This is a genomic window from Oceanobacillus luteolus (genome assembly GCF_042678205.1).
GTDB lineage: Bacteria > Bacillota > Bacilli > Bacillales > Amphibacillaceae > Oceanobacillus > Oceanobacillus luteolus.
Genome location: NZ_JBHUDE010000125.1, coordinates 1 through 14,156, shown reverse-complemented (window position 1 = coordinate 14,156; position 14,156 = coordinate 1). Strand labels below are relative to the sequence as shown.

Annotated in this window: 9 protein-coding genes and 5 pseudogenes; 5 read left to right on the top strand and 9 right to left on the bottom strand. The window is 38.6% G+C overall.

Features of this window, described 5'->3' with window-relative positions; genetic code table 11:
* Nucleotides 1–139: 139 nt before the first annotated feature.
* On the bottom strand, nt 140–475 hold the full coding sequence (locus ACFSBH_RS13700; protein WP_251517258.1) for a lipoprotein: 336 nt from the start codon (nt 473–475) through the stop codon (nt 140–142).
* A 92-nt stretch (nt 476–567) separates the two neighbouring features.
* Here ACFSBH_RS13700 and ACFSBH_RS13695 point away from each other — a divergent pair, with 92 nt between their 5' ends.
* Both ACFSBH_RS13695 and ACFSBH_RS13690 read left to right on the top strand, forming a co-directional pair.
* The gene (locus tag ACFSBH_RS13695; protein ID WP_251517255.1) at nt 568–1,422 is read left to right on the top strand and encodes a DUF421 domain-containing protein; all 855 of its coding nucleotides are present in this window, start codon (nt 568–570) and stop codon (nt 1,420–1,422) included.
* 122 nt (nt 1,423–1,544) lie between these two features.
* Nucleotides 1,545–1,757: pseudogene (locus ACFSBH_RS13690) on the top strand (catalase); the annotation flags it as partial.
* Here ACFSBH_RS13690 and ACFSBH_RS13685 read toward each other — a convergent pair.
* Nucleotides 1,753–1,842: pseudogene (locus ACFSBH_RS13685) on the bottom strand (catalase); the annotation flags it as partial. The pseudogenes ACFSBH_RS13690 and ACFSBH_RS13685 overlap by 5 nt on opposite strands.
* 3 nt (nt 1,843–1,845) lie before the next feature.
* A pseudogene (locus ACFSBH_RS13680) lies at nt 1,846–1,935 on the bottom strand (catalase); the annotation flags it as partial.
* 23 nt (nt 1,936–1,958) lie between these two features.
* On the opposite strand from ACFSBH_RS13680, the pseudogene ACFSBH_RS13675 reads away from it, so the two are divergent.
* A pseudogene (locus ACFSBH_RS13675) lies at nt 1,959–3,592 on the top strand (catalase); the annotation flags it as partial.
* 57 nt (nt 3,593–3,649) lie between these two features.
* On the opposite strand, the gene ACFSBH_RS13670 reads toward ACFSBH_RS13675, so the two are convergent.
* Complete coding sequence (locus ACFSBH_RS13670) at nt 3,650–4,027, bottom strand: VOC family protein (RefSeq protein ID WP_251517246.1); 378 nt, start codon at nt 4,025–4,027, stop codon at nt 3,650–3,652.
* A 272-nt stretch (nt 4,028–4,299) separates the two neighbouring features.
* Between ACFSBH_RS13670 and ACFSBH_RS13665 the strand changes: the two genes are divergently transcribed.
* Nucleotides 4,300–5,388, top strand: coding sequence for a serine hydrolase domain-containing protein (locus ACFSBH_RS13665; RefSeq protein WP_251517243.1), 1,089 nt, complete (start codon nt 4,300–4,302; stop codon nt 5,386–5,388).
* A 120-nt stretch (nt 5,389–5,508) separates the two neighbouring features.
* On the opposite strand, the gene ACFSBH_RS13660 is transcribed toward ACFSBH_RS13665, so the two are convergent.
* The gene (locus tag ACFSBH_RS13660) at nt 5,509–6,132 is read right to left on the bottom strand and encodes an NADPH-dependent FMN reductase (protein WP_251517239.1); all 624 of its coding nucleotides are present in this window, start codon (nt 6,130–6,132) and stop codon (nt 5,509–5,511) included.
* A 279-nt stretch (nt 6,133–6,411) separates the two neighbouring features.
* Between ACFSBH_RS13660 and ACFSBH_RS13655 the strand changes: the two genes are divergently transcribed.
* Entirely contained in the window at nt 6,412–7,698 is a 1,287-nt protein-coding gene (locus ACFSBH_RS13655; RefSeq protein ID WP_379598043.1) for a glycoside hydrolase family 18 protein, read from the top strand.
* A gap of 127 nt (nt 7,699–7,825) precedes the next feature.
* Here ACFSBH_RS13655 and ACFSBH_RS13650 read toward each other — a convergent pair whose 3' ends face one another.
* The 4 genes and pseudogenes from ACFSBH_RS13650 to ACFSBH_RS13635 all read right to left on the bottom strand — a co-directional run.
* Entirely contained in the window at nt 7,826–9,931 is a 2,106-nt protein-coding gene (locus ACFSBH_RS13650) for a tetratricopeptide repeat protein (protein WP_251517233.1), read from the bottom strand.
* Between the two features lie 297 nt (nt 9,932–10,228).
* Nucleotides 10,229–11,268 (bottom strand): annotated as a pseudogene (locus ACFSBH_RS13645) (methyl-accepting chemotaxis protein).
* 1,033 nt (nt 11,269–12,301) lie between these two features.
* The gene (locus ACFSBH_RS13640) at nt 12,302–13,156 is read right to left on the bottom strand and encodes a 3D domain-containing protein (RefSeq protein WP_251517226.1); all 855 of its coding nucleotides are present in this window, start codon (nt 13,154–13,156) and stop codon (nt 12,302–12,304) included.
* Between the two features lie 509 nt (nt 13,157–13,665).
* Nucleotides 13,666–14,156, bottom strand: a 491-nt coding sequence (locus ACFSBH_RS13635) for an SDR family oxidoreductase (protein WP_379598041.1), incomplete at its 5' end; no start/stop codon positions are given.

Sequence of the window (14,156 nt, the reverse complement as noted above, 5' to 3'; positions counted from 1 at the left end):
GAGCGTATTCAAGAAAAATTAGGCTACCAATCTCCAATAGAATTTCGTGGAATGGCAGCCTAAGAAGGTGTTTTATTATTGTCTCAAATTGCTATGTCAGTCTAAAACCTAGGCTTCTTTTTTGAAGAGTGTCGATATTTCATACCGAATATATTTGTTCAAGGATTGTTCTTGAAGTTGCCAACTCCATTCTTAGATTTACGGAATCTTCTTCCTTTACTGCTGCAACCAAATTATTGATACTCCTATACAACCCTTCATATTCCTCTTCATCCCCAAGCAATTGAAGCTTCCATTGCTCGTCTTTGTATATTTTTTTAAAATCCTCAACGTATTGTGTAATCATATTCCATTCCTGTTGATCTAGAGCTTGCTCCATCTCATCGATATGATTGAAAAACACCTCACCGCCAACTGGATCGGAACAGCCCGAAAGTAAGAGGATGATTATGAAACAAAATAAATATCTTTTCACTATTATCTGCACTCCCTTCTTCACGGTATGATTACACCTAATTTGCCCAATAATAAAAAGAAAAAACAATTATACAAGTAGGTGTGATATCTGTGCCGGAACTTATCTTGATTGTCATACGTTCACTCATAGCTTTTTTACTTTTATTCATCATGACGAGAATTATGGGAAAAAAACAAATTTCCCAACTTACATTCTTCGATTACTGTGTAGGCATTACGATTGGTTCCATTGCTGCAACGATGTCTGTCGACCAGAATGTAAAAGCATTGAACGGATTAGTTTCCCTCTTCATCTGGGGGATATTTCCTATTGTTCTGGCTTATGCAGGAATGAAATCACTCAAATTCTCTAATATAACCGACGGCCAACCAGCCGTCATAATCGACAAAGGAAAGATACTGGAAAAAAACCTGAAAAAGAATCTAATGAACTTGAGTGAATTAATGCTTTTATTGAGGGAAAAAGGGGTCTTTCATGTTTCGGATGTAGAACAAGCTGTATTTGAAACGAACGGGGAACTAAGTATTATGTTAAAGTCGGAACAACAACCCGTCACCCCGAAAACACTTGGAATCTCTGTTGCAAAAGAACATGGACCAACAATCTTAATTATGGATGGGAAGATTATGAAAAAGAGCCTAGAACATCTCGGTTATTCCAAGCTCTGGCTGTTGCAGCAAATCCAACAACAGGGAGCAAAGAATGAAAAAGATGTATTCCTGGCACAAATGGATTCCAAGGGCAGAATATATGTTGATTTGTATCAAAACGTCAACGAAACGAATAAATTGGAACGGCCTGTACTTAGTGAAATACTTACTAACATCCACGCCGAATTAGAAGGATTCGCGCGACAAACAGATGATCCAAATGCAAAACAAATTTACACAAAGCAAGCTAATAATCTCAAAGAAAAAATGGATAAGATATTACCTTATATATAGAAGTGAGAAGAATCCAAAATTAAGATTGTAGTTCAAATATGATATCTCCCCTTCCCTACCTCTACACATACAGAATAAACAGCAATTTTTTTCATAAGTTTATTCTATAGGAGGGATTCTATATGGGGGATAATCGGGACATACGAAAAAATAAAAAGGAACAGCAGCTGGAAGCTTATAAAGTCAATGACAAAGGAAAAGCATTGACGACCAATCAAGGGTTAAAAATGTCTGAGGATGAATTTTCATTAAAAGCTGGCGAACGCGGGCCGACGCTATTGGAAGATTTTCATTTCCGGGAAAAGGTGACCCATTTTGACCATGAAATTAAGCCCTTGTATAGGCACTCATATCTTCATAGAGTTCAAATTCACCATGTGCGGCAAAGCCTCGTGCATGAACGACCCGCTCCGGGATCCGCTAAAACTTGGTCGCAAACCCTCTAGCATCACGAACCGTATCTGCTGAACCTTTCGATCCGTTTACGGTTGAAAAACGGACAAAAACAGGAGTCTTTGTTGAAGTATCCTGTAAGTACGGAGGAAGGAAATTATGACTTAGTTGCCAATAATATTCCGGTATTTTTCATACAGGATGCGATTAAGTTTCCTGATGTCGTCCATGCATTCAAACCGGAACCAGATAATGACATCCCTCAAGCTTCAACGGCGCATGATACTTTCTGGGATTTTGTTATCAGCAACCAGGAATCTGCTCATATGATTATGTGGATTATGTCCGATCGCGCCATCCCACGCAGTTTTCGAATGATGGAAGGATTCGGTGTTCATACGTTCCGTTTTGTGAATGAGCAAGGAAAAGCCCATTTTGTAAAATTTCATTGGAAGCCTAAGCTCGGAGTACATTCCCTTCTTTGGGAAGAATCGCATGAGCTGGCAGGGATTGATCCAGATTTTCATCGTAATGATTTATGGAATGCTATTGAGGAGGGCCATTATCCTGAATATGAACTTGGAGTCCAAATCATCAATGAAGAAGATGAATTTAAAATGGAGTTTGATATTTTAGATGCAAAAAAAACTGGCCAGAGGAAATCGTTCCGGTAAAAATCATTGGTAAATTGACATTAAACCGGAATGTCGATAACTTCTTTACGGAAACGGAGCAAGTTGCTTTTCATCCAGGCCATGTCGTTCCAGGTATTGATTTCACTAACGACCCACTGCTTCAAGGTCGCTTATTTTCTTATATTGATACACAGCTCCTCCGTTTAGGTGGACCGAATTTCCATGAAATTCCGATTAATAGACCAATTGTACAATTCCACAATAACCAAAGGGAAGGTTTTGGAAGACGAACGATTAATTTGGGTAAAGTAAGTTATCACCGGAACACTCTTGCAGGAAATACACCCGCACCTGTACCGCCTGAAGAAGGTGGTTATGAGCATTATCAAGAGAAAGTGGACGGCAGAAAAATCCGAGCCAGAAGTGAAAGCTTCACCGATCACTTTTCTCAAGCGACCCTGTTTTGGAACAGTATGAGCCCTGCTGAAAAAAGGCATATCATTGATGCATTTAGCTTTGAGCTCGGAAAAGTGAAAAGTGAATACATCCGCCAAGAAGCGGTTAATATGTTTGCCAATGTGAACCTGGACCTTGCAAGGACAGTCGCTAAACGGATAGGGGTAAATCCACCTGCCTCGGGTGGCTCCTCTGTGACATCGGCTTCCCCTGCTCTAAGTCAGCAAAACACGATATTTAAACCGGACACACGTAGGGTAGCAGTTATCCTTACGAAGGGCTTTCATGGTCCTGATGTGCAATTTGTGTTGAATAGGTTGGAGGATGCCAACCTTTTCGTTGAAATCATCAGTGAACATCAAGGTCATGTGACAGGGACAAATGGAATTACTTTAAAAGCAGATCATACATTCCAAACAGCTAAATCCGTTCAATATGATGCCGTATTTATTGTTAACGGCAGTGAAACGAACCGGAATTTTAATAAAAAAGCAGTATACTTTATCGATGAGGCATTCTCACATTTTAAACCAATTGGTGCCACTCACGGAGGTATAGCGTTTTTAACCGTTAATCAATTCGATGGAAAACCTGGTGTTATCATAGGTAATGATGTTCGACATTTTCCTGATGAGTTTATTAAGGCTATCGGCCATCATCGTTTCTGGAACAGAAAGATTGTTTAGTAGAATTTTGTCCTGCACAAGCCTGTTCCATCATGGAAACAGGCTTCATTCTAGTTATCAACTTTTTTCCATGATGGCAAAGTAATTGTTTTCATTGTCTGCAAAATTAAATACTCTACCCGAAGGTATGTTCATAATTTCTCCAACGGTAATATTTTTATTTACCAATTCCTTGTGTAATTCGTCAAGATCATCTGAATAAAACATCAAAGAAGGTGTACTAAGGTTTAATTCAGGAGACATTTTAGCAACTAATTCTTTATTATGCAGCACGATGCTTGTTTCTGCATCATTTGTCGGGGCAATCTCAATCCACTTCATCCCCTGGCCTTCTTCCTCTGCAATCACTATGAATCCCATCTTTTCTGTCCAAAATTTCATAGCCTCATCTTGGTTATTTACGTATAACATGATTTGTCCGACTTTATTAATCAAATTTCACACTCCTATTCTAAATTACCATGATGTTTGTATTTTTCCCTGTACCTTCATAAGTAATACATCCCAGGAAAGTACTCCAACATATAAGTTCCAGCGGTGTGGAATGGGCATCATGACTTGAATTACTGAATGTATTATATAATCAAGATAATTATGGGGTTATTAGAATATACTCTATGAAAATGCAAAGAACAATAATGAATGATTTATAATCTAGAAAATTCGGAGGCTATCTCCGATCAAAATAATGAATTGGAGGAGTTTCTATGATTAATCAAGCTGCGCAATCATTGATGGAAATCGAAAGGAAAAATGCGAAGCGGGCAAGCATTGTAGTTGGCGTCGTAAATAAGGAAGATCACTTCATAACCGGAACGGTAGATAACGAGATAGACGGTGTCGATACCAAGGATCGAGTATTCGAAATTGGTTCTACAACCAAAACTTTTACCAGCTTGCTTTTATCAAAATTAGTATTAAATAACACCATTGCACTGGATGAGCCTATCTCGTCTTTCAAGCCGGAATATAAGAATGCTTTATCGTACAACGGGAAAGAAGTGACATTCCGGCACCTTGCCACACACCGTTCCAGCCTGCCTAGAGAAGATATGAAAACACTCCGCAAACGTATGAAAGAACATAAGAATGAAAAGGACAATCCTTATAAATACTTTACCCCTCAGGACTTCAATAAATTTTTCATCGATTATGATTTAAAAAAGGATATTGATACAAAGTGGAATTATTCTAATGCTGGATATGGACTATTAGCAAATGTGCTAAGTGAATTAGTTGGAACAACCTATGAAGAAGCGATAAAGGAGAATATCCTGGTTCCTCTAAAGATCAACGACACGTTTATCACCGGTGACGAGGCGCAGCTTTCACGATACATACAGCCCTATAATAAAAAAGTTGAACCAATCCGACCAATTATGCTCCCGGCTATCAATGGGGCAGGCGCATTAAAGAGTACGATGAATGATATGCTTCATTACCTTAAGGCTCAAATGGGACTCATCCAACATCCGATACAAAAGGAAATGGACTTTACGCATCAGATACACTCCACTACCCAGTGGAAGGATTTTAATATGGGGCTCGGCTGGTTCATTGAAAATAAAAAATGGAGCGACTTCCCTATTATCCATCACGGTGGAACAACGATGGGCTTCCATACGTATTGTGGATTTATCAAGGAGAAACAAATTGGTGTTGTCATCTCTTCTACCATCCAATTAAAGAACATCCGTATCATAAAAATGTTGTTGAAACTTACCGGTATCGTTAATGAGAATATAGCAAAAGAAATATTTATGCATAACTTGAAGGGAACATCTTCATCGATTTGAATCTGGAATCCATCACCCTTTCAGCTTGAACCTTGTTACAGAAGTATAGAGTTGTTGAATCATCAAAAAAAGATGGTTTGCCTAAAAAATCCAGGCTGACCATCTTTTTAATTTCGAAGCTTATTTTCTTAAAGATTTAAATGCAGAACTCCATCTGATTACTTCATCCAGCATTTGGTTTGCATTATTTTCATGGTAATCAGCAGGTTTGAAGACGGAGAAGTTTTCAAAGTCTGCCATCAAAGAGAATGTAAGTGCAGTACGAACGTCCGCCACTTGCAATTCGCCTAAGATAAGACGAAGGTTCTCATGTGCACGAGTTCCACCAAGACTGCCATAACCAACGAATCCAGCTGCTTTATTGTTTACTTCTGGGTTCAAGTAGTCCAATGCATTCTTCAGTGCCCCACCTATTGCATGGTTGTATTCAGGTGCTACGAATACGTAACCATCGAATGATGCAATTTTTTCAGACCATGCCTTAATTGCTGCATCTGCTTTTCCTTTATCTGCTTCTGCAACTTCTGAGCCTAACATCGGCAATTTATAATCAGCTAAGTCAACAAGCTCATACTCTACATTTTTATCATTACGCTTTGTCGCAAAGTCGTACGCCCAACCGGCAACTTGTTCACCGTTACGTCCGTCTCTTACACTGCCTTGAATAATTCCGATTCTTAATACTTCAGGCTTTTCTTCGATCTTTTCTTTTTTTCTTCCAAACAATCTATCTAGTAATCCCATGATGTACTCTCCTTCTCTGTTGCGTTATTAAGCCTTAATCAATAATAAGTTAATTAATGTATTTTTAATTAAGTATATTAAACAATATACAACTTCTAATATTGGATGTCAAGGTTTATGTGAAATTAGATTATAGATCTAACTGGAAAATTGACTGCAGTTATAACCATCCTCTAACTTTTATGATTAAAACTTTGAAAAACAGTTATGTTTACTCTATTTTTCTCATAGCATCTAAGGGAGCAGTTTGTTATCTTTTACAAGGAGTTGAGAATATATATGCAAATACATGTCGTGCAGTCTGGGGAGTCGATTGCAGGGATTGCACAGTTATATGGAACAACGGTGCAGGCTATCGTTCAGACAAATCAAATCCCTGACCCGAATAGGTTGGTTGTTGGGCAAGCAATGGTCATTCCTATTTGGGGGAGTTTTTATTGGGTACAACCTGGCGATAATTTATGGTCGATCGGTCAACGATTTGGTATTAGTTATTTAAGCCTCGCTGAAGTGAATCGAATTAACCCAAATCAACCACTACCTGTCGGCTTTAGGTTGGTCATTCCTCCCAGACCCAGAACCCAAGCTGAGACGAATGCCTACATTGAACCAAGAGGGACAGAGGTAAGCCAAGCCTTAATCGAAGACGCAAGGAATGTTGTACCTTATTTAACTTATCTAGCCCCGTTCAGTTTCGAGGCAAGAAGAGATGGAAGCTTGAAACCATTACCTTTAGACGACCTGCCCAATATTGCCAGTAACGCCGGAACTACAACGATGATGGTCGTTACAAACTTGGAAAACGGGCAATTTAGTGGTGAGCTTGGGAGGGAAATTTTACAAAGTGAAGCAGTTCAAGATCTTTTGCTGAACAACATCATTTCACAAGCCAAAAGCATGAATGCAAGCGATGTCCATTTTGATTTTGAATTTCTACCTGGTGATCTAAGGGAGCCTTATATCAACTTCCTAAGAAAAGCTAGAGAACGCCTTCATGCCGAAGGATTACTCATCTCAGCTGCCTTAGCACCTAAAACAAGTGCAGAACAAGCTGGCCAGTGGTATGAGGCGCATGATTATGGCGCTATTGGTGAAATCGTGGATTTTGTTGTTTTGATGACTTATGAATGGGGTTATTCAGGTGGACCACCGATGGCTGTATCTCCGATTGGTCCAGTTGAAGAAGTTTTACAATATGCTTTAACCGAGATGCCTGCCAACAAAATAATGATGGGACAAAATTTGTATGGGTATGATTGGACACTTCCTTTTGAACCGGGTGGAGAATATGCGACTGCAGTCAGTCCACAGCGGGCTATAGAGATAGCAGGACAATTTAATGTCCCAATACAATATGATACTACAGCCCAAGCCCCACACTTTGATTATGTAGATGAGCAAGGCAGAAGTCATAAAGTCTGGTTCGAAGATGCTCGTTCCATCCAAGCCAAGTTTGATTTATTGAAGCGTTTAAATCTTCGCGGCATCAGTTATTGGAAATTAGGATTACCATTCCCGCAGAACTGGTTATTGATTGATGCGAATTTTGAAGTTGTTAAAAGATAATATAATGATGTGGTGTTGGAACTTCATTATACAAAAAACAGAAGCGCCCCTTTTATCTACAAGGGAAAACGCTTCTGTTTTGTAATTTCCATGATAAGTTGACCGACTTTCCTAAACAAACTCACTGTCACCTGTTCGCATTAATCATATTCACCAATTCATACTGACGAAGTCTCAACTCAAACAAAGTGAGCGGATCTCTGTACAACTCAGGATTTTCTTGGATTTGATTTAATGCATTGCTCTGTTCTTCCATATTGACTTGCACTTCTTCGATTAAATTGTTTAACTTTTCTTCTGGCTCCTTGAAAAATCGTTCTACATCCCATTCCAGCGATTCTTCAAATAACTCCAGCTGTTGACGCAGTACTTTAATCGTTTCCTGTGTTACTTCCTTATAGTCTGCATTTTCGATGTAGTCCTTGTATCGATTAACGAGCATATCTTTATTTTTCGCAAGTGGTCCCAATAGTTTTCCTGCACCCTTCAGGAATAGCTGGGAAGGATTATTTCGTAATAATATATTTATTTTTTCTGGACGGAGTAACATTCTGGAAATTCTTTCAATATCCCGTTGCCAATCCTCGAGTACCTTGAAGTCACCAGCCAGCACGACCTTTTCTTCGTTAAACTGTTCGTTTATACGTTCCGTAAATTCCGTACATAGCACCTGACTTTCCTGGAACTCCATTTCACAATTCTCTATCCATCCGTCAAAAGCTTGCTTAAACTCCGGTAGAGCATTCTGTTTCATATATCTCGCTATCCGATTATTCATTTCCTCATTAATTAAAGTAAGGAGTTTGGAATAGTCACTATCCTCTTTCACTAGGCTGGAACAATCTTGAAGCAACTTAGGTAATTGAACCTCTATACTCTCCATTAATTTATTCTTTGCTTCACGGAAAGAATTTTTTATTTTTTCAGCTTTTGCTTCTTCCTGATCACTAATCTGACGTTGATAATCATGCAGTTCCTTTAGCATTTCTCCATTCCAATTAATATCTTGTAGGATGACATCCTCCATCTCCAGCTTCTGATTCAACAAATAATCCAAGGCATCTTTTATAAGATCATGGATTCTGGATGGACTAGCTTCTGCCAAGTTATATTCCCTTGGTAAAGGACTCATCGATTCGTTTAACCCTTCCAGCAAGCCCTCTTTCTCTGCCCATGCTTGAATAGAATTCAATAATTCTAAGCCATCTCTTACATTGTCTTTATTGCGGTCTGAATTCTCATAATGATGTTCTGCCTTTAGAACCAGTGCGGCATTCAGGTCGGAAGGGAAACTCTCATTCCATGAAAGTATTGCTGTTGCTGGAACTAAACCATTGGAAACAGAGGACAACTCCAACCAATTCGATAGATGATCACGGATAAGATTGGATATATCACGGATGAAGAATTTGCCACTAACCAAGTGGAAATAAGCATCTTGAAACAGATTCGGGAGTTTTTCCCATGTGTAGGTTGGTTCCCAATCTACATTCAATAGAAGTTGATTGATCTCTTCCAGCCACTCAAAATAAAAAGCACTGTCCCGGTAGCTATTCCACAATCCTTCCACTAAACGCTCAAAACTTTGCTTATCTAAATGGAATAATTCCAGTAATACTTCAGTGAAGTAATGTGGCTCATAATTTGAAGTATGGCCCTCATTCGCATATCCTTGTAAAACATCAATCCAAACAGCAGATTCCGTGCGGATGACTTCATTAACTGCCAGCTCTACAGCGTTACCCCAATCCTGGATCTCTTCAAAATATCGTCGAGCTATTTCTGTTACACCCTCATAATCTGGATTCAATTCCACTGCATTCTTAATCGTTGCCACAGACTTTTCCAAGTCATTTTGTTGTATGTACAAAGAAAAGAGTGATAGCAACACTTCAGATTTTAATGTCACAGAATCTGTCTCGACTTCCTTATAAAAGTTTTCCGCGTAATCTAATAAACCTAATTCCATATGGGCGTCCGCTATATTTTTTTGAGCCCAAGGAAAAAGTTCGTCGTCTAAAGGATGCTGCCATTTAAATATCGCTGCCTCAAAGTCATTATTCAAGAAATAGACTTCTCCTTGTGCAAAGCGAATGAAAGATACGTCAGGCTGCTCCTTTTGCATTTCTTCCTGATACATCTCACCCAAAATCTTGATTGGATGCTCGTTGTTACTTACATCTATAAGTCTTCGATAATAGGATTTTTTTATAAGTTCGTTCTCAGTTGTCATCGTGATCCCTCACATCTCATTATTATTTAACGCTTCTATTACATACTTATACTATTCATATATATTCGTATCAATCACTACATTTTGGGCCGTTCATGATAAAGAGCGCAACCACCTGTTGATTGCGCTTTGTTGGCAAAGAAAATACTACCCTACTTATTATCATACCTCTTTATGCAAATACGAAACAGAGGAATTCATCACAGTAAAAAATATCTAAACAAAAAATCGTGATGTAAGAGAATCTACACCACGATTTATTATTAAACCTGATTTCCACATACGGTAACAGGAACCTTACACCTTGAATTGATGCACTAACTCATTTAATTCTTCTGCCAATCTGGCCAGATCTGCTGCACTCCCCGCTACTTCATCCATCGCACTCGTTGATTGCTGCGTAGATGCCAGCGTCTGCTCGACTCCGGATGCGGACTCTTCAGAGATCGCCGTGATTGCTTGGATGGAAGAATTCATCTTTTGACTGCTGATTGCAAACTCAGATAAATAGTCGGAGATGTACTGTATATTACCAAACATATCATTCACAGAATCTCGAATACTCGTAAATTTCTCGCCAGTTTTTTGAATTTGTATTGTACCTTCCTTCACTTCTTTATAACCATGGTTCAATTCATCGGTAACATCACGAAAAGCGAATTGTATCGAAGTGACAATCTCCGATATGTCCTTTACAGAATGACCAACCTTTTCTGCCAGCTTGCCGACTCATCCGCAACCACTGCGAATCCTCTGCCATTTTCTCCTGCCCTTGCTGCCTCTATGGATGCATTCAATGCCAGCAGATTCGTCTGGTCAGCAACTTCTTTAATGACGGTAACCAATTTGGAGATATCTTGCGTCTTTTCATCTAAGCCTTCCACTTTCTTCACAGCTTGCTGAACAAGCGTATCAATACTTTGCATTTGATTCGTCGAGGAATCCATTAGAATCGAACCTTCTTCTGTCATTTCCAACACTTGATTTGATTCCTTTTGGACTTGTAAGGTGTTGCGATTGACTTCCTCCATCTCCTCCGAGAAGTTGGATATCATGTTAGATAATCCATTCGCTTGATTAGCCTGTGTTTCTGAACCTGAAGCTAACTCCTCCATCGTTTTGGAGATATGTACTGTACCATGACGTACCTCATTCGTGGATTCCGTTAGCTCTTCACTATGCGCGGAAAGCGTATCAGACACACCCGTTATTTTCAGCATAATATCACGCATGCTCTTATTCATTTCGTTCGACGCCGATACCAACTGTCCAATTTCATCCTGTGTTGTTACGATTAAGGGTTCATGATCCAGATTACCAGATGCAATGCTCTTCATTCGTCTCATCAATTTTTCTATAGGATTGGTGATCAGTTTAGCTGTAACCCATGCAATTGCAACAACTAGGATGAAGACAATGGCAGAAATAACAGCCCCAACTATCATCATCGTATAAATATTCTTTTGAATATCATCGCTTAGCTCGATAATACTTTGCTCCGCACTATCCGCATGAAGATAAAATTCATTAATCAATTCTTTTCCAAACGGCTCCAGCTCTTCGTCCAGCATATCCCTCGCTTCTGGAACTCTTCCCATTCTATATGTAGAAAATATTTCTTCCGCAATGTCACCCCATTCCGTCAATTTACCAAGGGAAGATAGAAATTCAGGTGAATCAATAACTTCTAGAGCATGATTTTCCAGGACTGTACTCTCTTCTAATCCCGCATCATAAGACCGTTTATATTCAATATCGCCGAATAAAAAATGGCCTTGAATTAATCTCGTGCGATCCAATAGATTAATCACCAATTTTTCACTCGTGATCAGCACTTCCATCTCTTGATCCAATACCGACTCCAAATCTTTATTCAAATCATTAATGGAGTAGATGATGAACCCACAGAAGAGAGCAACGATAACCATTACAATAGAAAAGCTGAATAATATTTTTCTCTTTAACTTTTTAAATTTAAATAGGTTGAAGATCTTTTTCATTCCAACACTCCTAGCTGTATAATCACGTCTGCTTTTTAATGTATTCTATATTCAGTATCCTACAAAATACCCAGTTATTAAAGCGTTTATCCTTTAATTTTTGTTAAGTTTTATTTACATAATAAAAATATTCACCCATGACAATTAGCCTATTAAAATCCTATTAGTTATTCATCTTTTTCTTCACTCGGCTAGTCTAATATGATTTGCAAACACAAAAAAAACAGTGTTCTCCCTTTAACTTACTTAAAGAGAAACACTGTCAATATGTAGATGTCGAACATCTATCACCAAAGGAACACTTAGGTTCTGAACACGCTCTATAAATTGATTTCTTTTTGTAGGGAATCTTATATTAATTCCCTTTAACTCATTCTAGTATCGTAATATTTACGTTTTTTCTTCCCCAGTTATATGCTTCCTCTTTCGTTGGAACGTGCACATCTATTTTATTTCCTTTAATGGCGCCACCAGTATCTCCTGCTACCGCATACCCATAACCTTCCACATAGACTCGTGTACCAAGCGGAATTACATTAGGATCTACAGCAATCACCTTCGCATACGGATCGTTATTCAAATCAATTCCAGTTGCAGTAATGCCAGAACAACCTGCACAGCCTGCCGTATAAGCTGTTGCCTCGACAACAAATGTTGTACCTTGAACTTCTTCGGTTGTTGTCTCTTCAACCTCTGCAACGGCTGTTTCTTCAGCCACTTCAGCGGTTTCTTCCACTTGCTCTTCCACTACTACCTCTTCATTTGTTGCATCATTATTCCTATCAGCCTTCGTTTCAACGACGACTGGTTCATCATTGGATTGCTCCTCCACTTGGGCTCGTTTCGGTTCCACCCCTACACCATTCACATTTAAACTCTGCCCCGTAATAATGAGGTCGGAAGATAAATTATTCCATTCTTTCAGTTTGCTGACTGTCACTTCATCGCCATACTCTTTACTAATCTGTGTGAGTGTATCTCCTTCTTGCACGATATAAAACTCTGCCTTCGAGTCTTCATCATGGAGTTTCAATACTTGCTTTGGATGAATCAAAGACGATTTAAGATTATTTAATTCCATTAAAATTTCAACGGTAGTATCATTCTCATGCGCTATTTTCCAAAGGCTGTCGCCCTTTTGCACTTCATATTCAGCTGCTGAAACAGAGTTCGCAGCAATACCTAACATAACCAGACCTATCAATACGGATACTAACTTTTTCATTAGTAGTCCCCCTTTTGTTATTGATTAAGTCTAATGCTAGCACATGAAAATCTTTCTGTGGTTACAGCTCGTTTAAGAGATTGTTACAAATTATCAAAATATATTAAATCTTGGACAAATATTTAATTATTAGTTCTATTCGATTTCTCATTTGCATATAAGGACCAGCCCTTACCTTTAGATGATGCAACTAAGCTGTTCCTTCACTGAATAAACCTTGTCGTATCAACGTTTATTTGACAATCACCCCAAGAAGTTTTGATGTGTCACAGATTATACAGATTATTATGTATGAATTTCAAGCTGGTTTTATAGAGAGGCAAATAATAGTTTAATCACTACTACAGATCACTTGGTAAAGAAACAATAGTAGTAAGAACCCTTCTCTTCTATCTATGTTTCTGGTGGAAAACTATGAATTGCTTTCCATGTACTACTAAAAAAAAAATTGCCATGAAAGTTTAAATTCATGGCAACTTTTTCTGTATACCAACACATTGAAAGATGTGTCAAATAACCGTTCCACCATCTATACTCAAAATGGTCCCAGTAATATATTGAGCTTCATCTGAAGCGAGGAATGCGTAGCCATTAGCAATATCGTCTGGTTTTCCCATTTTATTTAATACAGATTTACTTTTCATCATTTCTTTTATTTTATCAGGCATCTTCGCTACCATTGGGGGCAAAATAAATCTTGGAGCAATTGCATTCACACGGATATTATACTTTCCTAATTCTTTTGCCCATGTCTTCGTCAACCCGTTTACTCCCCATTTCGATGCAGCGTAATTACTTTGGCCAAAATTTCCATATAAACTAACAACGGAAGATGCATTTAAAATGACACCACTTTTTTGGTCCATCATGATTTTAGCCGCAGCCTGCCCCATATTAAGTAAGCCCGAACTAAGAAATTTTATAATAGAAGCAACTAAAATTAAAAACAGAAACGCCAAATAACCGTGAATCTGAGATGTTTTAAACAGATTTACGGTTA